Source organism: Saccharopolyspora sp. 7B (assembly GCF_020177435.1).
In the GTDB taxonomy this organism is placed as follows: Bacteria; Actinomycetota; Actinomycetes; order Mycobacteriales; family Pseudonocardiaceae; genus Saccharopolyspora_C; species Saccharopolyspora_C gregorii.
Genome location: NZ_JAIUKC010000071.1, coordinates 1 through 21,495, shown reverse-complemented (window position 1 = coordinate 21,495; position 21,495 = coordinate 1). Strand labels below are relative to the sequence as shown.

Here is a 21,495-nt window from a genome sequence, read left to right as displayed (position 1 = left end):
CCTCCTGAGTGTGGGGGGGGTGGGGGGGGGGGGTGGTGTTCTTCGCCTCTGCGTTCCACACACCTCCCGCGCCGCCCCGCGCCCCCCCCCGCGGGGGGGGGGCCCCCCCCCCACGCCCATTTCGGGGAAATCGTCGGAATGCGGATGGGCGTTACACCGGACTTCGGTCGCCACGACTTCGGGTGACAAGTGTGTGACAACCCGCTGTCGGGGTGCTAGCGTTGACCGCGGTTGCAGTTTTGGTTCCCAGAAGTACTAAAAAGTGCCTGCGAGACAAGTGTGGCGCAGGCGCTTTGTTGTGCCGGAGGCCGTTCGGCCCGGGTGATCATCTCGGCGACTTGGGGTTGACGCAGTGTCGGCCCTGGCCATCTGAAGTAGGAGTAAAGAGAATGGCTACCGGTACCGTTAAGTGGTTCAACGCTGAAAAGGGCTTCGGCTTCATCACCCCCGACGGGGGTGGATCCGATGTGTTCGCCCACTACAGTGCGATTGACGCCTCCGGTTTCCGCACGCTGGACGAGAACCAGCGCGTGGAGTTCGAGATCGCCCAGGGCCCGAAGGGTCCGCAAGCTTCGCAGATTCGCGGCATCGCCTGAGTCAAGCCGATAGCGAGAGGCCCACGCCTGCCAGGCGTGGGCCTCTCGCATGTTCGTCGTGGGCGCCGGCCGCGACGCGGTAGGCTGCCCACCCCGCTGAAGTCGATCTTTGCGAGGTTCCGGGTGTCCCTTCGTGTGTTCGTCGCCGGAGCCACCGGCGTGGTCGGTACGACGCTGCTGCCGAAGCTGCGGGAACGCGGGCACCACGTGACCGCGCTGCTGCGCACCGCCGGCCGCGCGCAGGGCGTGACCGGTGCCGACGAGGTCGTGGTGGCCGACGTGCTGGACCTGCCGCGGCTGCGCCAGGTGCTGCAGCGCGCGGAGCCGGACGTGGTGGTGGCGCAGGTGTCCGGCTTCCGCGGACCGGACTTCGACGACGCGCTGGCCCGCACCTCGCGGCTGTGGGAGCGAGGCACCGGGAACCTGGTCGAGGCGGCGGCCGATGCCGGGGTGCGCCGCGTGGTGGCGCAGAGCATGGTCGCCGCGTACTGCCCGAACGGCCACGACGTGCTGGACGAGGACTCGCCGCTGTGGATCGACGCCCCGGGGCGCTGGGGCGAGGTGGTGCGGGCGGTGGCCGACATGGAGCGCGCGGTCGTGGAGCGCACCGACCTGGAAGGCGTGGTGCTGCGCTACGGTTCCCTGTACGGGCCGGACACCTGGTACGCGCCGGGCGGACTGGTGCACGAGCAGGTCCGGGGCAGCGCGCTGCCGCTGGTCGTGGACGGGGTCGGGCTCACCTCGTTCACCCATGTGGAGGACGCGGCCAGCGCCGTCGTGGAAGTGCTGGAGGCAGGGGAGACCGGCACCTACAACGTGGTGGACAACGAACCCGCGGAATACGCCGAGTGGTTACCGGCGTACGCCCGGATGATCGGGGGCCCGGCGCCGTTGTCGCTGACGTTGGACCAGGCCAGGGCGCAGCTGGATTGGCTCACCGTGCACCGGCTGACCGAGCAGCGGGGGGCGACGAATTTCCGGCTCCGGGAGACGTTGGGCTGGCGTCCGGGATGGCCCAGTTGGCGTGAGGGATTCGCGACGATGTTCGGCCTCTGGCCGGGCTGAGCGCCGGGGCGAGTTCGCACTGGAAATGGCGAGTTGCTTTCGCGCGTCCGGTGGCGCGGAAAGGCCGGGATCGCTCGTTCCAGGCGGTGCAGGTGATCGTGGTTAAGCTACCGGGTTCCGGAATGGTGCGGGGCAAGTTCTAGGAACTTTCCGAAAAGAACTTGACCTCCGTATCGGGTGCGACTAATGGGTCCGCAACGCGCCGCGCCCCGGAATCCGGCATTCGTCGTGATCGGCGCGCGGCGCGCGGGGATCCCGTCAGTCGCGTTCGTAGTCCTCGTCATCGGGGACCACCAGCTGCTGGTCCGCGAGATCGGCCGGATCGGCCTCCGCGGACGATTCGGCGGGGACGGTGAGGTCCTCGCCCGCGGTGTCCTCGGCGGGACGGTTCTGATCGGCTGCGTCGGCTTCCGGAGTCTCGGGGTTCACGGCGCTCCTTCCGCGGATCGGGCTTCTCGACGCCACCGTATCGGTCCCGGCCGCGTTCAGCCCCCGAGCGGCGGGAAGTCCGGCCGGCGCCGCTCGTGGAAGCTGCGCACCCCCTCGCGCACGTCGGGGCGGCCGAAGGCGGTGACCATCCGGTTGCTCGCGTCGGCCCGGGCCGTCTCCAGTCCGCTGTCCAGGCCGGAGTAGATCTGCTCCTTGATGTCGGCCAGCGACGCGGGGGAGCACTCGGTGGCCAGCACGTGCGCGTACTCCAGCGCCGCCGCCAGCACCTCCGAGGCGGGCAGCACCCGGTCCACCAGTCCCATCCGGTGCGCCTCGGTGCCCGGCAGGGTCCGGGCCGAGAGCATCAGGTCCAGCGCGGCGCCCGCGCCCACCAGCTTCGGCAGCAACCAGGAGATGCCGTGCTCGGCGACCAGGCCGCGCCTGCTGAACGCGGTGGTGAACTTGGCGTCCTCGGCCGCGAAGCGCACGTCCGCGAACAGGGCCGCGACCAGGCCGATCCCGGCGACCGGCCCGTTGATCGCGGCGATGATGGGTTTGCGGATCCGGATCGACAGCGAGATCGCCCGCTCGTCGACGTCCGGCTCGGGGGTGTCGCCCAGTGCGGAGAGGTCCGTGCCCGCGCAGAACCCGCGCCCGGCACCGGTGACGACCACCGCGCGCACGGACGGGTCGGCGTCGGCTTCTTCCAGCAGGTCGAAGTAGCGCCGCCGCATGCTCGGCGTCCACGCGTTGAGCCGGTCCGGCCGGTTGAAGGTCAGCAGCAGCACCGCATCCCGGTGCTCGACCAGGATCTCGTCGTCCTCCGGCACCTGATCACCTCCGTGGCGAGTGCTTTCGGAAACTACCGAGCCGCACCAGGGGGTTCAACCGGCGATCGAGCGACCCGGACGGGCGAGCAGAGATCACCACCCGTGATCGCTCCGGCGCGGACGAGATGCTCGGTCTCCGCGGTCGCCGACCACGTCGCGCCTGATGAAGTCGTGCAGGACCTGCCGCATCCGCGGGACCGAACGTTCCGGGCGGCCGGTGAGGACTCCGATGCCGAGTCCGTCGATCAGGGCGGTCAAGCGCACCGCGAGCTCCTCGGCGTCACCGCCGGTGAACACGCCCTGCCGCTGCCCCTGCCGGATGGTTCGCGCGATCGTGTCGTGCCACCGGGTGTAGGAATCGCCGTGCAGCCCGCGCAGCTCGGGGCGCAGCGCGCTCTCGTTCCACACCTGCAACCAGATCGACCACTCGCGGCGCAGCTCCGGGGAGCCGGGCAGCTGGAGCTCCACCAGGCGCAGCAGCCGCCGGTGCGCGTCGTCGATGCTGTGCAGCTCGGCGACCTGCCGGTCGAAGGCCTGGCGCACCGAGTGCCGCAGCGCCTCGGTCAGCAGGTCGTCGCGACCCGGGAAGTGGTAGTGGATCGCGGCCGCGCTCACCCCGCACGCCTCGGCGATGTCGGCGACCCGCACCGAGTGGTAACCGCGCTCGGCGATGAGCTCCCAGGCCGCGTCGAGGATCTGCTGGTAGCGGTCGCCGCCGGACCGTTCCGGTGGACGTGCCGCCCGCCGCGGTGCCGCGGCCACCGTCTCCGCGTCGTCCTGGCCGTTGATCAGCCAGTTCACCGTCACCTGGCCGAGCTCGGCGATGCGGGTGAGCTCGACCGGCGTGAACCGCCGGACTCCGCTCAGCGACTTGGACAGCTTGCTGGCGTCCAGCCCGATCCGGTCGGCGAACTCCCGGTGGCTGCCCTGGTGCGCGGCCACCACCTCGCGAACCCTGGCGCGCAAGGCGGCGGGTCCGGCGTCTTCGGGCGGTTCGGAGGTCATCGTCTCGTGCGGTCGTGGGGTCGGGTAGTCAGGCGCGGCGCGCGGGCAGGACGCTACCAGCGCCGCGGAAACCCTCGAACTGCGTGCGCGGCGGTTCCGGACGGTGACCGGGGACCGTTCCTTAGCACCTCACGGTCCGCTTGATCGGCCCCCCTCAGCCGAGACGAGCCGTCGGTGCACCGTCAGGATGTGGGAATGACGGGAACTACCGCCTCGACGACGACGCAGCGGTGGCAGGCGCTGGGGGTGTGCCTGCTGGCGGGATTCATGACCCTCCTCGACGTCAGCATCGTCAACGTCGCGCTGCCGTCCATGCAGCAGGGGCTGGACGCCCCGCCGGTGGCGCTGGGCTGGGTGGTGTCCGGCTACGCGTTGACCTTCGGGCTGGTGCTGGTGCCCGCCGGGCGGCTCGGCGACGACCGCGGGCGCAGCCGGATGTTCGTGCTCTCGCTGCTGCTGTTCACCGCGGCCAGCGCGGCCGCCGGCTTCGCGCCGTCGGCCCTCTGGCTGGTGGTCGCCCGGCTGGTGCAGGGCGTCGCGGGCGGCATGCTCAACCCGCAGGTCCTGGGCCTGATCCAGCAGCTGTTCCAGGGCCCCGAACGGGCGAAGGCCTTCGGCATGTTCGGCGCGGTCATCGGCGTGTCCACCGCGATCGGCCCGCTGCTGGGCGGGCTCATCATCGAGTTCGCGGGGAGCGAGCAGGGCTGGCGCTGGGTGTTCTTCGTGAACGTGCCGATCGGGCTGTTCGCGCTGGCGTTCGCCGCGAAGGTGCTGCCGAAGGACGAGGTGGAGGAAGGGCCGCGCAGCCTCGACCTGGTCGGGGTGCTGCTGCTGGCCGGGGCGTTGCTGGCGGTGCTGCTGCCGCTCATCCAGCAGGAGAGCGGGGCGGGCACGCCGTGGTACCTGCTGGGCGCGGCGCCGGTGCTGCTGGTGCTGTTCGTGCTGTGGGAGCGGTACTACCGCGGCCGCGGCCGGGAACCGCTGGTGGACCTGGGGCTGTTCAGCATCCGCAGCTACAGCTTCGGCACCGCGCTGGGGATGCTGTACTTCGCCGGGTTCACCAGCATCTTCTTCGTGCTGGCCCTGTACTTCCAGCGCGGGCTGGGGTATTCGCCGCTGCAGGCGGGGCTGGCGATGACGCCGTTCGCGATCGGTTCCGCCACGTCCTCGGCGTTGAGCGGGCGGCTGGTGAACAGGTTCGGCCGGTCGCTGGTGGTGCTGGGGCTGGTGGGGGCGCTGGCGGGACTGGTGGTGACCGATCTGCTGCTGTCGACGGGGCCGGGGGCGGCCGCGGGCCTGGTGGTGGCGGCACCGCTGCTGCTGGCCGGGGTCGGCAGCGGGCTGGTCATCTCGCCGAACCAGACCGTCACGCTCTCCAAGGTGGACGCGGCCCGGGGCGGGACCGCGGCGGGCGTGCAGCAGACGGGGCAGCGGCTCGGCACGGCCATCGGCACCGCCACCGCGTCCGGGTTGTTCTTCGGCGCGATCGCCACCGGCGGCTACGACGCGGCGATCTCGATCGGGCTGCTCGTCGCGGTCGGGTTCGTGACGCTGGCGCTGCTGCTGGCGGTGGCCGAGCAGCTCATCCTGACTCGGCGTCGCTGACCGGTTCGGCGGTGGCCAGCCGGGACTTGCGGTACCCGTAGAGCAGGTAGATCGCCAGGCCGACCACGAGCCACACGGCGAACCGCAGCCAGGTCAGCACGCTCAGGTTCGACATCAGGTACAGGCAGGCGACGGCGGTCAGCACGGGCAGCACCGGGGACCACGGCATCCGGAACGGGCGCGGCAGGTCCGGTTCGCGGCGGCGCAGCACCGGGATCGCGATGGCCACGATGACGAAACCGGACAGCGCGCCGATGCTGACCATGTCGGCGAGCTCGGAGATCGGGATGAACCCGCCGAGCAGCATCACCAGCACCGCGCCGCCGATCGTCACCCGGTGCGGGGTCCCCCACTTCCGGTGCACCTGGGAGAGCTTCGGCGGCAGCAGCCCGTCCCGGCTCATCGCGAACCCGATCCGGCCGATGGTCACCAGCTCCACCATCATCACCGAGGTCAGGCCGGTGACGGCGCCGAGCGCGATGAGCGCGGCGACCCAGTGCGCGCCGACCGAGTGGAAGGCGGCGGCCAGCGGTGCGGCCTCGTCGATCTGCCGGTAGTCGACCATCGCGCTGAGCACGAGCGCCACCAGCACGTACAGCACGGTGCACACGATCAGGCTGCCGAGCAGGCCCACCGGCAGGTCCCGCTTGGGCCGCTTGGTCTCCTCGCCGAGGTTGGCCAGCGCTTCGAAACCGGTGTAGGCGAAGAAGACGATCGCGGCCGCGGTGAGCACCCCGCCGAACCCGTACATCGACTGCTCCATGCCGAGCGCCGCGGACACCAGCGGCTGCTCCAGCACGCTCGCGCCCTGCTCGGCGGGCTGCGCGGGCGGCACGAACGGGGTGAGGTTCGCGCCGGTGAAGAAGAACAACCCGGCGATGACGACCAGCACGCAGACCGACACCTTGACCACGACCAGCACGTTGGTCAGCCAGGACGACTCGCGGATGCCGAGCACGGCCACGATGGTGAGCACGCCGATGATGAGGACGGCGCCGACGTTGACCGTCGCCTCCTCGCCGAACCACTCCGGCGGCAGCCCGAGCAGGCTGGAGACGTAGCCCGACCAGCTGCGGGACACCACCGCGGCGCCGAGCGCGAACTCCAGCAGCAGGTCCCAGCCGATGATCCAGGCGAAGATCTCGCCGAGCGTCGCGTACCCGTAGGTGTAGGCGCTGCCCGCCGTCGGCACCGCCGCGGCCAGCTCGGCGTAGCAGAGCGCGGCCAGCGCGGCGACCACGCCGCCGATCAGGAACGCCACCACCACCGCGGGCCCGGCGTGCTCCTTGGCCTCGACGCCCGCCAGCGTGAAGACACCGGTCCCGATGATGATGCCGATGCCGAAGCCGACGAGGTCGACACCGGACAGCCGCCGCGCGAGGCCGCTGCGTTCGGTGCGGTCCAGCACGTGCTGGACGGGAAGAGTTCGCAGAACACCCACGGGCAGCACGGTAGAAGCTCGCGGAGGTGAAAGCGAAACATCCGGCGCGGCGTGATGGACCTGGTACCGGAGTGGGACCGATCGGCGCAGCGCGGCGACCCGTGCGGGCCAGCGGCTGCGCCGATCGGGGGCTCAGGCCACGACCTGGGTGGTGTCCCGGTCCCACGCCCGGTGCCCGGCGAGCACCGCGGCGAACTCCTCGATGAACTCGGCGGGCAGTCCCGCGCCGCCGGGCACCGCGGTCACCACGCCCTGGTCGCTGACCACGTTGTCGCCCTCGCCGGCGTGCCGCACGAAGTCCAGCCCGGCGCGTTGCAGCAGGGCGAGCCCCTCGTCGCTGGCGCCGACCGGCTTGGCGTGTTTGAACGCCTCCGCCACGAAGTGCGCCGCGTAGCCGTCCTTGGACAGCGCCTGCACGCTGTCGGCGCCCCCGGGCACGATCACCGCGTCGTAGACCGCGGAGGACACCGTGGGGATCGCGCGGTCCACCTCGACCTGGCTCTCGTCGGCGCCGCGCACGCTGCCGTCGCGGGTGCCGAGCACCTCCGCGACCGCGCCGCGCTCGGCGAAGCCGTCGCGCAGCTGCGCCACCTCCGCCTGGTCGACCCCGTCGGAGACGAGCAGCGCGATGGTGCGGGTGGCGATGGTGTCCTGCACCGAGTTCGCCTGGCTCAGCGCGGGAGAGCGGTCGTCGTGGCCCGGTCCGGACGCGGCCTCGGGCGGGGTCACACCGATCCCCTCGGCGACGGCGACGGCGAGGTCGTGGTCGATGTGGTTGATCTGCGCGACCGCGCCCTCCCGCACGTGCATGTGCTCGACCTTGCCGAGTTCGAAGCGGAACGCGGCGATGATGTGCTCCCGCTCCCACCAGGCCATGCTGTTCCAGAACAGCCTCGCCTGGGTGTAGTGGTCCTGGAAGCTCTCGCTGCGTTGGCGGATCTTCGCGCCCTCCACCTTCTCCTGGTAGTGCTCGAAGGCGCCCTCGCCGGCCCCGGCGAGCACCGGGCAGCCGCCGCCGAGGCTGTTGTTCGAGTAGCTGGCCTGCCCGCGGTGGATCCGGTGCTGCTGGAACCCGTCGCGCTGGTTCGTGGAGACCTCCGCGACCGGCCGGTTCACCGGGATGTGCGCGAAGTTCGGTCCGCCCAGCCGGATCAGCTGGGTGTCCAGGTAGGAGAAGTTCCGCGCCTGCAGCAGCGGGTCGTTCGTGAAGTCGATGCCGGGCACCACGTTCGCGGTGTGGAAGGCGACCTGCTCGGTCTCGGCGAAGAAGTTGTCCGGGTTGCGGTCCAGCACCATCCGGCCGACCGGGCGCACCGGCACCTGCTCCTCCGGGATGATCTTCGTCGCGTCCAGCAGGTCGAAGTCGAAGTCGTGCTCCCGGGACTCCTCGACCAGCTGCACGCCCAACTCCCACTCGGGGAAGTTCCCGGACTCGATGGCGTCCCACAGGTCGCGGCGGTTGAAGTCGGGATCCTTGCCCTGCACCTGCTGGCACTCCTCCCACACCAGCGAATGGGTGCCCAGCTTCGGCTTCCAGTGGAACTTCACGAACGTGCCGGTGCCCGCGGCGTTGACGAACCGGAACGTGTGCACGCCGAAGCCCTGCATCATGCGGTAGCTGCGCGGCAGCGCCCGGTCCGACATCAGCCACATGATCATGTGCAGCGTCTCGGGCTGCAGCTGCACGAAGTCCCACAGCGTGTCGTGCGCGGACTGCGCCTGCGGGATCTCGTTGTGCGGCTCCGGTTTCACCGCGTGCACGAAGTCGGGGAACTTGATGCCGTCCTGGATGAAGAACACCGGCATGTTGTTGCCGACCAGGTCGTAGTTCCCCTCCGCGGTGTAGAACTTCGTGGCGAAGCCGCGCACGTCGCGCACCGTGTCCGCCGAACCGCGCGAACCCGCGACCGTGGAGAAGCGGACGAACACCGGGGTGCGCCGCTGCGGATCGGTGAGGAACTTCGCGGCCGTGTAGTCGGCGAGGGAGGAGTCGTAGGCCTCGAAGTAGCCGTAGGCGCCCGCGCCGCGCGCGTGCACCACCCGTTCCGGGATGCGTTCGTGGTCGAAGTGGGTGATCTTCTCCCGCGCGTGGAAGTCCTCCAGCAAGGTGGGTCCGCGCGCGCCCGCGGTCAGCGAGTCGTCGGTGTGGCCGACGCGGACACCCTGCTGAGTGGTGAGGTAGGTGTCCTGCGGGTCGTGCCGCACTTCGTCGAGCTGGTCCTGCTTGTCGCGGTGAGAAGTCATGCCGAGCCTCCGGGAACGGGTAGTCCGTGCCCGATGGGTGCCCGCCCGGGCGGACCGGCATGCATCCGTGGCGGCGTCAGCCGAAGAACGGCAGCTGGTGGATGATCTCCGGGGCCGCCGCCAGCACCAGGAAGTGGATGGCGCGGCCGGCCAGGCTCACGCCGAGGAAGCCCAGCAGCGGCAACCCCGCCGCGCCGGAGAGGAAGCACAGCACGGTGAACGGCGGGAAGCTCGCCACCGCGCTCACGAACAGCACGCCCAGCCCCCACCACGGGTGCTGCTCGGTGCGGGCGTGGAACTTCTCCAGCCACGCCGCCCAGCGGCCGCCCTTGCGCGCCTCCGCCATCCGGCCGAGCCGGGTGCCGAGGCTGAACCCGCCCCGGCCCGCCAGGTAGAACAGCGTCTTGCCGGTCATCTGCCCGACCGCGGCGGCCAGCGCCAGCGCCCACCAGTTCAGCCCGTCCACGGTGGTGAGCACGCCGACGAGGTACAGCTCGATGTTGGCCAGCGGGAAGACGCTGCCCAGCAGCGCGGTGCCCGCCGTGGCCAGCAGCCACCCGATCATCGCGGGAACCCGGAGGTGGGTGCGCGCCTGCTGCCGAGGCGAGGGCGAGCGGGCATCGGGACGTACTCCACGGAACTCGGGCGCGGGACGGACCTCGAACGGGGACGGACCTCGAACGGGGGAACGGACCTCGAACGGGGGAACGGGCCGACCTTACCGGGCGGCGGATCGGCGCCGGTCAGCCCGGTTCGTCGGCGTCCGGGTTCCAGGAGAGCAACCGGACCCGGCTGACCGTGCGCAGGTGCCTGCGCATCGCGGCGGCCGCGGCCCGCGGCTGCCCGGCGCGGATGGCCTCGGCGATGCGCTCGTGCTGGGCCAGCGACTTCGGCGGGCGGTGCGGCTGGCGCAGCGATTCCTGGCGGCTCTCGGCGATCTCGGTGGCGATGGTGCGCATGAACTCGGCGAGCATCGAGCTGTGCGCGGCGGCGGTGACGGCCGCGTGGAACCGGCGGTCGCCTTCCCCGCCGAGTTCGCCGCGCTCCACCTGGGCGCGCATGTCGGCCAGCGCCGCGTCGATCTCGGCGAGGTCGGCGGTGGTGCGGCGTTCGGCGGCGAGCTCCGCGAGCTTGGTCTCCAGCCCTTCGCGGGCGTCGAGCACGTCCGGCAGCCGGTCGCGGCGGGCCACCAGCTCGTCCACCGGTTCGCCGTCCAGCTCGCGGCGCGCCAGGTAGGTCCCGCCGCCGTGGCGGACTTCGACGAGGCCCTGCACCTCCAGCACCACGATGGCCTGGCGCACGGAGGCGCGGCTGACCCCGAGCCGTTCGGCGAGTTCGCGCTCCGGCGGCAACCGGTCGCCCACGTCCAGGCCGGAGGCGGCGACGTGCTCGCGCAGGCGCAGCACGACCTGCTCGTAGAGCCTCGGCCTGGTCAGCGGCCGCAGCGCGTCGGACACCGGCGCCTCCCTCCCGCTTCGGCGCGGAATGGCCAGGTTAGCACCGGGAAAGCGGTCCAGTGGTCCGCGCGCCGGACCACTTCGGGTCTTGACGCCCCGGGGGCGTCGGCGCACAGTGGTCCAGCCAGTGAACCACTGTGTCCGGGCTCACCCGAGGCGCATGGACGGTGAGGAGACAACGGTGTCGCCCGAGCTGATATCCATCTACGCGCTCGTGGCCTGCTTCGTGCTGGCCACGACGATGTCGGTGAACATGGGGGTGCTGTCGTTCGCCGCGGCCTTCGCCGTCGGCAAGCTCGTCGGCGGCCTGTCCGACGACGACATCTTCGCCGGGTTCCCCGGCGACATCTTCGTGGTGCTCGTCGGCGTCACCTACCTGTTCGCGATCGCCCGCGCCAACGGCACCACCGACTGGCTGGTGCACTGGGCGGTGCGGCTGGTCGGCGGCAGGCTCGTGGTGATCCCGTGGGTCATGTTCGGCATCGCGGCGCTGCTCACCGCCATCGGCGCGGTCAGCCCCGCGGCCTGCGCGATCATCGCGCCGATCGCGCTGAACCTCGCTGCCCGGCACGGCATCAACCCGCTGCTGATGGGGGCGATGGTCGTGCACGGCGCGCAGGCAGGCGGTTTCTCGCCGATCAGCGTCTACGGCGTCATCGTCAACGGGGTCGTCGCCGACAACGCGCTGCCCGGCAGCCCGCTGGTGCTGTTCCTGGGCAGCTTCGCGCTGAACCTGCTGATCGCGGGCGTGGTGTTCGTCGTGTTCGGCGGGCTGCGCACCGCGCGGGCCGGTTCGCAGCCGGACGACGCCGCCGACGAACCGGAGGTGCTGCGCCTGGACCGGGACCGGATGCTGACGCTGCTCGGACTCGCCTCGCTGGTGGTGTGCACGCTGGTGTTCGAGCTCGACGCGGGCCTGGTCGCGATGACGGTCGCGGTGGTGCTGACCGTGCTGTCGCCGAAGGTCGCCGCGAACGCGCCCGCCGAGGTCACCTGGCCGACGGTGCTGCTGATCTGCGGCGTGCTCACCTACGTCGGGGTGCTGCAGGAGATGGGCACGATCGACTACGTGGGCCACGCCGTCGCCGGGGTCGGGCTGCCGCTGCTGGCGGCGCTGCTGCTGTGCTACATCGGCGGCGTCGTGTCGGCATTCGCCTCCTCGGTCGGGTTGATGGGCGCGCTGATCCCGCTGGCGGTGCCGTTCCTGGCGACCGGCACGATCGGGCCGATCGGCGTGGTGACGGCGCTGGCGGTGTCGGCGACGCTGGTGGACGTCAGCCCGTTCTCCACCAACGGCGCGATCGTGCTCGCCAACGCCAAGGGCGTGGACCGCGAGGTGTTCTTCCGCCGCCTGATGGTCTACGGCGGGGTGGTGGTCGCGGTGGGCCCGCTGCTGGCGTGGCTCGTGTTCGTCGTCCCCGGACTGGGGTGACATGGAACCGGAGGTAGGCATGGAACTGTTCCCGACGCTGCGCAGGCCGGAGGAGAAGGAGGCGGTGCGCTTCGGCGACCGCGCCCTCACCTACCCGGAGCTGGCCGCCGCCGCGGCGGGCGTCGCCGAGCGCGTCGGCGGTGCCCGGCGGGTGGCGGTGTGGGCCACGTCGGAGCTGGAGACCGCGGTGGCGGTGCTCGGCGCGCTCGCTGCCGGTGCCGCGGTGGTGCCGGTGAACCCGAAGGTGGGGGAGCGGGAGCTCGCGCACATCGCCGGGGACAGCGAACCGGAACTCCTGCTCGCCGCGCCCGGTTTCGAGATCCCGGCGGCGCTGGCCGAGGTTCCGCTGCACGAGGTGGACCTCGCACCCGGCGGCGAGCTGCCCGCCGAACCGGACGAGGAGCAGCCGGCGCTGATCGTCTACACCTCCGGCACCACCGGCCCGCCGAAGGGCGTGGTGCTGCCGCGGCGGGCCATCCGGGCGAACCTCGACGCGCTCGCCGACGCGTGGGAGTGGACCGCGCAGGACGTGCTGGTGCACGCGCTGCCGCTGTTCCACGTGCACGGGCTGATCCTCGGCACCCTCGGGCCGGTGCGGCTCGGCGGGACCGTGCACCACCTCGGCCGGTTCTCCTCGGCGGCGGTGGCCGCGGAGCTGGCCGGCGCGGCGACGATGCTGTTCGGGGTGCCGACGATGTACCACCGCCTCGCCGACGACGCCGAACGCGATCCGGAGCTGGCGGCGGCGGTCGGCCGTGCCCGGCTGCTGGTGTCCGGTTCGGCCGCGCTGCCCGCGGTGGAGCACGAGCGGATCTCCCGGCTGACCGGGCAGCGCGTCGTGGAGCGCTACGGCATGAGCGAGACGATCATGAATTCGGGCGTGCGCGCCTCCGGGGACCGCAGGCCCGGCTACGTCGGCCTGCCCTTCGACGGGGTGGAGATCAAGCTCGTCGACGACGCGGGCGCCGACATCGAGGTCAGCGACGACGAGACCGTCGGCGAGATCCTGGTCCGCGGCCGGAACCTGTTCACCGGCTACCTGAACCGGCCGGACGCCACCGCCGCCGCGTTCGCCGACGGCTGGTTCCGCACCGGCGACGTCGCCACCCGCGCGCCCGACGGCTACCTGCGGATCGTGGGGCGCAAGGCCACCGACATCATCAAGAGCGGCGGCTACAAGATCGGCGCGGGCGAGATCGAGAACGCGTTGCTGGAGCACCCGGTCGTCGCCGAGGTCGCCGTCACCGGGCAGGCCGATCCGGACCTGGGCGAGCGGATCCTGGCCTGGGTGGTGCCGACCGCGGAGCCCGCGGACGCGGACGAGACCGGCCGCGAGCTCGCCGAGCACGTGGCCCGGCTGCTCACCCCGCACAAGCGCCCGCGCGAGGTGCGGTTCGTGGAGTCCTTGCCGCGCAACGAGATGGGCAAGGTCATGAAGAAGGCGCTGGGGTGATCCGGTGGGCGCGCGCGAGCTGATCACCGCGGTGTGCGCGGACTTCACCGAGTTCGCGCCGCGCCGCACCGGAACCCGCCCGGTGGACGGCCCGCTGGGCTGGGACGGCTACGGCGAGCAGCGGCGCCGGGCCGCCGAGCGCACCGGAGCGGCCGAATCCGTGCTGTGCGGGCACGGCGCGGTCGGTTCCGGTCGCGCCGTGCTGGTCGCGTTCGAGTTCGGCTTCCTCGGCGGTTCGGTCGGGGAGGAGACCGGGGCGCGGGTGGTGGACGCCTTCGACCGGGCCCGGGAGCTGCGGCTGCCGGTGGTCTCGCTGGTGGCCTCCGGCGGAAGCCGGATGCAGGAGGGGATCCGCGCGCTCGCCCAGCTGCAGACCATCGCGCGGGCCTGCGCGCGGACCAGGCGGGCGGGCCTCCCGCACGTGGCGGTGCTGCGCGATCCGACGACCGGCGGCATGTGGGCGGCGCTGGGCGCGGGCGCCGACGTGGTGCTCGCGGTGCCCGGCGCCGAGGTCGCGTTCGGCGGCAGCCGGGTGCGCCCCGCCGCGGAGTCCGGAGCGGCGTTCACCGCGGCCGGGAAGTTCGCCGCCGGCCAGGTGGACCGGCTGGTGGCGGAGGACGAGCTGCCCGCGGTGCTCCCCGGTCTGGTGGACCTGCTGCAACCGCGCCGCGCCGTCCCGGAACCCGTCGCGGCGGCCGTCCCGCCGCGGCCGGGCCCCGCCCCGGGCAGCGGGTGGGCGGCGGTGCGGCGCGCCCGCGCGGCGGAGCGCCCGCGCGCGACCGACTACCTGGACCGGTTCTTCACCGGCCGGTTCGCGCTCAGCGGCGACCGGGCGGGTGGTGCGGATCCGGGGATGCTGTGCGGGATCGGCGAGCACGAGGGCCGTCCGGTCGCCTACGCCGCGCAGACCGGTACCGCCAACACCCCGGCCGGTTTCCGCACGGCGGCCCGGCTGGTGCGGCTGGCGGACCGGCTGCGGCTGCCGGTGCTGACGCTGGTGGACACCCCGGGCGCGGCGAACGGCGCGGCCGCCGAACTCGCCGGGGCCGGGCCCGCGATCGGCGAGCTGTTCACCGCGGTCGCCGAGGCGCGGGTGCCGATCACCACGCTCGTGATCGGCGAGGGCGGTTCCGGGGGAGCGCTGGCGCTGGCCGCGCCCGGCTCGACGTGGATCACCGCGGACGCCTACTTCGCGGTCATCGCCCCGGAATCGGCCGCGTCGATCCTCAAACGCCCGCCGGAGCAGGTGCCGGAGCTGGCCGAGTCGTTGCGGCTGCGCCCCCAGGACGTCGTGGACCTCGGTTTCGCCCGGGGCGTCCTCGGCGAGCCGCCGCGGTGACCGACGGCGGTCGCGCGCTCGCAAGAGAGCCAAGAGGGCAAGGCGGTGCGAGGTGTGATGGTCATCCCCTACCGAACCTCGCTGTGGTCAGGTTAGCCTAACCATACAGGGCTGAGCCGGTCTCGGTACAGGAGAGCGCGCCCGGTCGTGGCAGCAGTCGAGGGGAAGGACGAGATGGACCGCAGTGGCATCAGCGGCCGGGTCGCCGTGGTGACCGGCGCCGCCCACGGTATCGGTACCGCTGTGGTGCACGCGCTCGGGGAGCTGGGGGCGACCGTCGTCGCCGTCGACCTCGACGCCGAGGAACTCGCCGGAGTCGCCTCGACCGCGACCGGCAAGGGCCGCCGCGTGCTGGCCTGCCCCGCCGACGTCGCCGACTCCGCGGCCGTGGAATCCGTGATTGAGCGCGCCGAACGCGAAGCGGGACCGGTGGATCTGCTGGTCAACGTCGCGGGCATCCTGAGCCCCGGCACCGTGCAGGAGATCGACGAGGCGGACTGGCACCGCACCTTCGCGGTGAACACCACCGGCGTGTTCCACCTGTGCCGCTCGGTGTCGAAGCGGATGATCCCCCGCGGCCGCGGTTCCATCGTCACCGTCGGCTCCAACGCCGCGGGCGTCCCGCGCCAGGGCATGGCCGCCTACGGCGCGTCCAAGGCGGCGGCGACGCTGTTCACCAAGTCGCTCGGCCTGGAGCTCGCCGAGCACGGCATCCGCTGCAACGTGGTCTCGCCGGGTTCCACCGACACGCCGATGCAGCACCGGCTGTGGGACGAACGCGGACCCGCCCCGGTGATCGCCGGATCGCTGGAGACCTACAAGACCGGCATCCCGCTGGGCAAGCTGGCCACGGCCGAGGACGTCGCGGAGGCGGTCGTCTTCCTGCTCTCCGATCAGGCCGGGCACATCACGATGCACGATCTGTACGTCGACGGCGGCGCGACGCTGCGCGCCTGAGCCGCCCCTCGACCACCGCCCACGGAAGGCACACATGACCACGGACAGCGATACCACCATGCGCGGAGAATCCGACGATCTCGGCGAGCGCCTCACCCCGGGCGCCCTGCTCGACCGGTATTCGGCGGGTTCCTCGTTCTTCTTCGCCTCGCCGCGCGGTTCGATGCTGGCGCGCGGCGTCGACGCCGTGGTGCCGAAGGCTACCTGCTCCGGGGGACGCGACCGGCTCCCCGGCCAGGTCGCCGAATTTTTGCGCCACGCCGAGGAGTTCGGCCGGGTGAACCCCGTCGTGGTCGGTGCCGTGCCGTTCGGCGACAACCTGCCCGCGCACCTGGTGCTGCCCGCCGCGGTGGACCGCGCCGAGCCGCTGTCCGAACCGGTGGCCGCGCCGGACGCGCCCCGGGTGGACTACGAGGTGAAGCACGTCCCGGCTCCCGCCGAGTACGAGCGCGCGGTGGAGCGGGTGCTCAAGCGGCTGCGCGACGAGGAGATGAGCAAGGTCGTGCTGGCCCGCTCCCTCGAACTGTCCACATCGGAGCCGGTGGATCCGGGGCGGATGCTGCGCAACCTCGCGGGCACCGATCCGGGCGGTTTCACCTACGCCGTGGACCTCCCGCGGCGCGGCCAGGACGGCACCCGCGACTCCTTCGGCGAACGGGCCGAGACGGGCCGCACCCTGCTCGGCGCCAGCCCGGAACTGCTGGTGTCGCTGGACGGCACCCGGGTGCGCTCCAACCCGCTTGCCGGTTCCCGGCCGCGCAGCGCGGACCCGGACGAGGACCGCCGCCGCGCCGAGGAGTTGCAGCACTCCGAGAAGGACCTCCGGGAGCACGCCGCCGTCGTCGACGCCGTGGTGGCCGCGCTGCGCCCGCTGTGCCGCGACCTCGTCGTCCCCGACGGGCCCTCGGTGGTGCACACCGCCGCCATGTGGCACCTGTCCACCGAGATCACCGGCGAACTCCTCGACCCCGGGACCACCTCGCTGCAGCTGGCCGTCGCCATGCACCCGACGCCCGCCGTGTGCGGCACGCCGCCGGAGGACGCCCGGGTCGCCATCGCCGAAGCGGAACCGTTCGAGCGCGGCTACTACACCGGGATGGTCGGTTGGTGCGACGCCACCGGCGACGGAGAATGGGTCGTCACGATCAGGTGCGCCGAGATCGAGGACTCCGCGATCCGCTTCTACGCCGGCGCCGGGATCGTCGAAGGTTCCGACCCGGCCGACGAGCTCGCCGAGACCTCCGCGAAGTTCCGCACCGCGCTCTCGGCGATGGGTTGGACGGACGCGCTGTAGCCACCGGCCGCCCCTGCCGACCCCCGAACGAACAGGAACGACGATGCTGCCCGGATGCCCCACCTGGCCCGAACAGGACGCCGCCCGGTACCGCGAAGCCGGGTACTGGCGCGGGGAGACCTTCGGCGAGATCCTCCGCGTCCGCGCCGCCGAGCACGGCGAGCGGGTCGCGGTCGTGGACGCCGAGCGCTCGCTGACCTACGGCGAGCTCGACACCCGCGCCGACCGGCTCGCGGCCGGGCTGCGCGAGCTCGGCATCGGCGCGCAGGACCGGGTCGTGGTGCAGCTGCCGAACATCGCCGAGTTCTTCGAGGTGTGCTTCGCGCTGTTCCGCCTCGGCGCGGTGCCGGTGTTCGCGCTGCCCTCGCACCGGCTGACCGAAGTGGCCTACTTCTGCGAGTTCGCCGAGGCCGCCGCCTACATCACCTGCGACGTGGAGGCCGGGTTCGACCACCGCGCGCTCGCCGCCGAGGTGCGGGCGAAGGTGCCGGGGCTGCGCCACGTGCTCATCGCGGGCGACCCGGGGGAGTCCGGTTTCCCCGCGCTGTCCGGGATCGACGCCGAACCATCCGATGTGGACGGTCCAGGTCCGGGGGACATCGCGTTCCTCCAGCTCTCCGGCGGCAGCACCGGGGTGCCGAAGCTCATCCCGCGCACCCACGACGACTACGCCTACTCGTTCCGCGCCAGCAACGAGATCTGCGGCGTCACCGCGGACACCGTCTACCTGGTGGCGCTGCCCGCCGCGCACAACTTCCCGATGAGCTCGCCCGGCACCTTCGGCGTCCTGCAGGCCGGCGGCAAGGTGGTGCTCTCCCGCCGCCCCAGCCCCGACGAGGTCTTCCCGCTGGTGGAGCGGGAACGGGTCACGCTGCTGGCCGCGGTCCCGCCGCTGGCGCTGGTGTGGCTGGACGCGGCCGCGAACACCGCGCACGACCTCTCCAGCCTGGAGGTGCTGCAGGTCGGCGGCGCCAAGTGCAGCGAGGAGGTCGCGCGCCGGGTCCGCCCGGTGCTCGGCGCCACCCTGCAGCAGGTGTTCGGCATGGCCGAAGGGCTCGTCAACTACACCCGGCTCGACGACCCCGAGGACGTCATCGTCACCACCCAGGGCAGGCCGATCTCCCCGGACGACGAAGTCCTCGTCGTCGACGACGAGGACCGGCCCGTCGCCCCCGGCGGCACCGGCCACCTGCTCACCCGCGGGCCTTACACGATCCGCGGCTACTACCGGGCCGAGGAGCACAACGCCAAGGCGTTCACCCCCGAGGGCTTCTACCGCACCGGCGACGTCGTGCGGTTCACCGCCGAAGGCAACATCGTCGTCGAAGGCCGCGCCAAGGACCAGATCAACCGCGGTGGCGAGAAGGTCGCGGCCGAAGAGGTGGAGAACCACCTGCTGGCCCACCCCGCCGTGCACGACGCCGCCGTGGTGTCCATGCCCGACCCGTACCTCGGCGAGCGCACCTGCGCCTTCGTGGTGGCGCGCGGCGAGGCGCCGAAGGCCCGCGAGCTGATCAAGTTCGTCCGGCAGCGCGGCCTCGCCGGCTACAAGGTGCCCGACCGCGTCGAGTTCGTCGACGCGTTCCCGCAGACCGGCGTCGGCAAGGTCAGCAAGCGCGACCTGCGCGAAGCGATCCAGCGCGACCTGGTGCCGGGACTCGAACGTCGTTGACCGGCCGAGCGGCCCCGCGCGAACGGGGCCGGCCCGGCGATTCCCGGCCGGGGCGGCCCCGGACCGGACGTGGAGCAGGACAGGAGGACGCACAGGTGGGGTTGCCGACGATCGCGCCGTACCCGGTTCCGCGGCAGGACGAACTGCCCGCCAACCGGGTGGACTGGCGACCGGACGCGGACCGGGCCGTGCTGCTCGTGCACGACATGGAGCGGCACTTCGTGGGCGTCTTCGAGCCCGACGCCGAACCGCTCGCCGAGGTGGTGCCGAACATCCGCAGGCTCGCCGCGGGCGCCCGCGCCGCCGGGGTTCCCGTCGTGTACTGCGCCCAGCCCAGCGGGCAGACCCCGCAGCAGCGCGGTCTCCAGCTGGAGTGGTGGGGCCCCGGCGTCGCCGACGCCGAGCAGGAGGCGATCATCGACGAGCTCGCGCCGGAACCCGGCGACGTGCGCCTGACCAAGTGGCGCTACAGCGCCTTCCAGCGCACCGAGCTGCGGGAGATGCTGCGCGGCTGGGGCCGCGACCAGCTGATCATCACCGGCATCTACGCGCACATCGGATGCCTGATGACCGCGGCCGAAGCGTTCCAGCAGGAGGTGCAGGCCTTCCTGGCCGCCGACGCCGTCGCCGACTTCTCCGCCGAGGACCACCGGATGGCGGTGCAGTACGCGGCCAAGCGGTGCGCCGTGGTGGAGTCGACGCAGCGGCTCGTCGACGCGCTGGCGCCGCAGCCTTCCGCGGTGGCATGAGCGCCGCGACGAACGGACCGGGCTTCGCCGAAGCCGGTGGAGAACGGGTGCAGGAGGAGAACATGAGCGGGAAGCTGACCCTCGACGACGTGCGGGCCGACGTGGCCGAGCTGCTCTACGAGGACCCGGCCGAGATCAGCGACGAGGAGAACCTGCTGGACTGGGGCCTCGACTCGGTGCGGATCATGAGCCTGGTGGAGCGGTGGCGCACCAAGGGCGTCGAGGTCACCTTCGCCGACCTGGCGGAACGCCCCAGCCTCGCCGAGTGGTGGTCGGTGCTGGAGCCGAAGGCGGGCTGACCTCCGCCGCCCCGCGGCCGCGGCACCCGCTGCGCGACCCCGGTCAGGCCGGGTCGTGCAGCAGCCGGTGCAGGCGGGCCGCGACCGTGGGGCGGCGCCAGTCCTGCGCGGGCAGCACCACCAGCAGCGCCTCGTGCACCTCGATGTCGTCGCGGCCCGCGGCCCCGTCGGCCAGCCGCCACAGCAGTTCCGGGTCGCGCGCCGAGAGCACCGCGCCGCGCAACCCCGCCAGCAGGTCCTCCCGCTCCTCGCGGACCGCCGGTGCCTCCGAGCTCGGCAGCAGCGCTCCTCGGTGCAGCTCCAGCGCCGGGTCCAGCCGGCCCGCCCGCAGCGCGGCGCGCAGCTGCAGGAAGTCCGCGTCCACCTCGGCGGCGATCCGGTACGGCTTCGTCTGCACCACGTCGTGGCCCAGCTGGGTGCGCAGCCGGTGGATCTCGGCGCGCACGGTCACCGGGTTGCCCTGCTCGCCGTGCAGGGCCAGCGCCAGCTGCTCGGCGTTGAGGCCGTCGGGGGAGAGCGCGAGCACCGCCAGCAGCTCGGCGCGGCGCGGGCTCAGCGACACCTCGCGACCGCGCAGTTCCGCGGTCGGCCGGGAGGTGAGGAAGCGCAGCCGCAGCGTCGGCGGGAGCTGCCCGTCCCGGCCCGCGGCGGTCGACGACCGCGCACCGGTGGCGGCGGCCCGGGGCGCCCGCAGCAGGTAGCCGTCGTCCAGCGGCTCGATCCGCGCCTCCCGGCCGCCCAGCAGCAGCGCGCCCTCCGGGCGGTCCAGCTCGACCCGCTCCGGCAGCGCCAGGTCGCCCGGCTCGGCGGCGACCACCCGCCCGGTGGCGCTCAGCAGCGCTCCCGGCTCACCGCGCAGCGCCCGCAGCGCGCCCATGTTCCGTTCCCGCAGCCGCTCGTCGCGCCGGGCCATCCACTCCCGCAACGTGCTCTCCACCAGCGTCGTCGCCGCCGCGACCAGCGCCGCCAGCGCCGGGTGCATCGTGTGCAGCGGGCCGCTGATGTCGATCGAGCCGAGGATGCGGCCGGTCTCCGGGTCGTGCACCGGGGAGGCCGCGCACGTCCACGAGTGGTAGCGGCGCACCAGGTGTTCCGCGGAGTGGATCTGCACCGGACGCCCGGTGGCCAGCGTGGTGCCCATCGCGTTGGTGCCCATCGAGGTCTCCGACCAGGTGGTGCCCTCCGACAGCCGCACCCGGTCCGCGGCCCGGCACACGTTCGGATGCCCCTCGCGCCAGAGGATGTTCCCCTCCGCGTCGGTGATCACCATGATGTGCGTGGTGCCGTCGGCGGCGTCGAGCAGCGTGCGGCGCAGCAGCGGCACGCAGGCCGCGATCGGGTGCGCCGCGCGGATCTCCGCGAGCCGGTCCACGTCGAAGCTCATCGGCGGTTCGACGCGGTCCGGGTCGACGCTGGCCGCCAGCGAACGGCGCCAGGACTCGAACACCACCGGGCGCGGGGCGTGCGGCGCGCGCTCCCCGGCGAGCACCGCGCTGTGCACCCGCCGCAGCAGGCGGGCGCGTTCCATCGGGTCGGCGGGAATGTCGTCGGTGCGCTTCATGACTCCGTGCTCACAACCGGGACGGGGCGGCCCACCGCCGGGGCGAGGGCCGCGGACGGGGCGGGGC

Annotated in this window: 19 protein-coding genes; 11 read left to right on the top strand and 8 right to left on the bottom strand. The window is 72.7% G+C overall.

The window, feature by feature from the left end:
* Positions 1 to 389: 389 nt before the first annotated feature.
* Positions 390 to 596 carry a cold-shock protein gene (locus LCD33_RS13170; protein WP_224958093.1) on the top strand — a complete coding sequence of 69 codons (207 nt, stop codon included), beginning with the start codon at positions 390 to 392 and terminating at the stop codon, positions 594 to 596.
* A 123-nt stretch (positions 597 to 719) separates the two neighbouring features.
* Positions 720 to 1,661 (top strand): NAD(P)-dependent oxidoreductase, encoded by a 942-nt coding sequence (locus LCD33_RS13165; protein ID WP_224966167.1) that lies wholly within the window; start codon positions 720 to 722, stop codon positions 1,659 to 1,661.
* Positions 1,662 to 1,919: 258 nt separating this feature from the next.
* Here LCD33_RS13165 and LCD33_RS13160 read toward each other — a convergent pair whose 3' ends face one another.
* The 3 genes from LCD33_RS13160 to LCD33_RS13150 all read right to left on the bottom strand — a co-directional run bounded on the left by LCD33_RS13160 (position 1,920) and on the right by LCD33_RS13150 (position 3,925).
* The gene (locus LCD33_RS13160) at positions 1,920 to 2,090 is read right to left on the bottom strand and encodes a hypothetical protein (protein WP_224958089.1); all 171 of its coding nucleotides are present in this window, start codon (positions 2,088 to 2,090) and stop codon (positions 1,920 to 1,922) included.
* Positions 2,091 to 2,146: 56 nt separating this feature from the next.
* Complete coding sequence (locus tag LCD33_RS13155; protein WP_224966166.1) at positions 2,147 to 2,920, bottom strand: enoyl-CoA hydratase-related protein; 774 nt, start codon at positions 2,918 to 2,920, stop codon at positions 2,147 to 2,149.
* Positions 2,921 to 3,013: 93 nt separating this feature from the next.
* The gene (locus LCD33_RS13150; protein WP_224958085.1) at positions 3,014 to 3,925 is read right to left on the bottom strand and encodes a TetR family transcriptional regulator C-terminal domain-containing protein; all 912 of its coding nucleotides are present in this window, start codon (positions 3,923 to 3,925) and stop codon (positions 3,014 to 3,016) included.
* Between the two features lie 195 nt (positions 3,926 to 4,120).
* On the opposite strand from LCD33_RS13150, the gene LCD33_RS13145 reads away from it, so the two are divergent.
* On the top strand, positions 4,121 to 5,530 hold the full coding sequence (locus tag LCD33_RS13145) for an MFS transporter (protein WP_224966165.1): 1,410 nt from the start codon (positions 4,121 to 4,123) through the stop codon (positions 5,528 to 5,530).
* Here the strand turns inward: LCD33_RS13145 and LCD33_RS13140 are convergent.
* The 4 genes from LCD33_RS13140 to LCD33_RS13125 all read right to left on the bottom strand — a co-directional run bounded on the left by LCD33_RS13140 (position 5,508) and on the right by LCD33_RS13125 (position 10,672).
* A complete protein-coding gene (locus LCD33_RS13140) occupies positions 5,508 to 6,971 on the bottom strand; it encodes an amino acid permease (protein ID WP_224958081.1) in 1,464 nt (487 codons plus the stop codon). The genes LCD33_RS13145 and LCD33_RS13140 overlap by 23 nt on opposite strands.
* Before the next feature lie 132 nt (positions 6,972 to 7,103).
* Complete coding sequence (locus LCD33_RS13135; RefSeq protein ID WP_224958079.1) at positions 7,104 to 9,215, bottom strand: catalase; 2,112 nt, start codon at positions 9,213 to 9,215, stop codon at positions 7,104 to 7,106.
* Between the two features lie 76 nt (positions 9,216 to 9,291).
* Positions 9,292 to 9,780 carry a VTT domain-containing protein gene (locus tag LCD33_RS13130; protein ID WP_224958077.1) on the bottom strand — a complete coding sequence of 163 codons (489 nt, stop codon included), beginning with the start codon at positions 9,778 to 9,780 and terminating at the stop codon, positions 9,292 to 9,294.
* Positions 9,781 to 9,958: 178 nt separating this feature from the next.
* Positions 9,959 to 10,672, bottom strand: a complete 714-nt coding sequence (locus tag LCD33_RS13125) for a FadR/GntR family transcriptional regulator (RefSeq protein WP_224958075.1) — start codon at positions 10,670 to 10,672, stop codon at positions 9,959 to 9,961.
* A gap of 181 nt (positions 10,673 to 10,853) precedes the next feature.
* Here LCD33_RS13125 and LCD33_RS13120 point away from each other — a divergent pair, with 181 nt between their 5' ends.
* The 8 genes from LCD33_RS13120 (at position 10,854) to LCD33_RS13085 (ending at position 19,867) form a co-directional block, all read left to right on the top strand.
* Positions 10,854 to 12,104: an SLC13 family permease gene (locus LCD33_RS13120; protein WP_224966164.1), complete on the top strand. Its 1,251-nt coding sequence runs from the start codon at positions 10,854 to 10,856 to the stop codon at positions 12,102 to 12,104.
* 1 nt (position 12,105) lies between these two features.
* A complete protein-coding gene (locus tag LCD33_RS13115) occupies positions 12,106 to 13,557 on the top strand; it encodes an acyl-CoA synthetase (RefSeq protein WP_224966163.1) in 1,452 nt (483 codons plus the stop codon).
* Positions 13,558 to 13,561: 4 nt separating this feature from the next.
* Positions 13,562 to 14,896 carry a carboxyl transferase domain-containing protein gene (locus tag LCD33_RS13110; protein ID WP_374228469.1) on the top strand — a complete coding sequence of 445 codons (1,335 nt, stop codon included), beginning with the start codon at positions 13,562 to 13,564 and terminating at the stop codon, positions 14,894 to 14,896.
* Between the two features lie 174 nt (positions 14,897 to 15,070).
* Positions 15,071 to 15,853, top strand: a complete 783-nt coding sequence (locus tag LCD33_RS13105; RefSeq protein WP_224958139.1) for a 2,3-dihydro-2,3-dihydroxybenzoate dehydrogenase — start codon at positions 15,071 to 15,073, stop codon at positions 15,851 to 15,853.
* A 34-nt stretch (positions 15,854 to 15,887) separates the two neighbouring features.
* Positions 15,888 to 17,147 (top strand): isochorismate synthase DhbC, encoded by a 1,260-nt coding sequence (gene dhbC, locus LCD33_RS13100; protein WP_224958072.1) that lies wholly within the window; start codon positions 15,888 to 15,890, stop codon positions 17,145 to 17,147.
* 43 nt (positions 17,148 to 17,190) lie between these two features.
* The gene (locus LCD33_RS13095; RefSeq protein ID WP_224966162.1) at positions 17,191 to 18,819 is read left to right on the top strand and encodes a (2,3-dihydroxybenzoyl)adenylate synthase; all 1,629 of its coding nucleotides are present in this window, start codon (positions 17,191 to 17,193) and stop codon (positions 18,817 to 18,819) included.
* 95 nt (positions 18,820 to 18,914) lie between these two features.
* Positions 18,915 to 19,568, top strand: a complete 654-nt coding sequence (locus LCD33_RS13090; RefSeq protein ID WP_224966161.1) for an isochorismatase family protein — start codon at positions 18,915 to 18,917, stop codon at positions 19,566 to 19,568.
* The gene (locus LCD33_RS13085; protein WP_374108035.1) at positions 19,565 to 19,867 is read left to right on the top strand and encodes a phosphopantetheine-binding protein; all 303 of its coding nucleotides are present in this window, start codon (positions 19,565 to 19,567) and stop codon (positions 19,865 to 19,867) included. The genes LCD33_RS13090 and LCD33_RS13085 overlap by 4 nt, the downstream gene beginning before the upstream one ends.
* Before the next feature lie 43 nt (positions 19,868 to 19,910).
* Here LCD33_RS13085 and LCD33_RS13080 read toward each other — a convergent pair whose 3' ends face one another.
* Positions 19,911 to 21,428, bottom strand: coding sequence for a helix-turn-helix domain-containing protein (locus LCD33_RS13080; protein WP_224958069.1), 1,518 nt, complete (start codon positions 21,426 to 21,428; stop codon positions 19,911 to 19,913).
* Positions 21,429 to 21,495 lie beyond the last annotated feature (67 nt).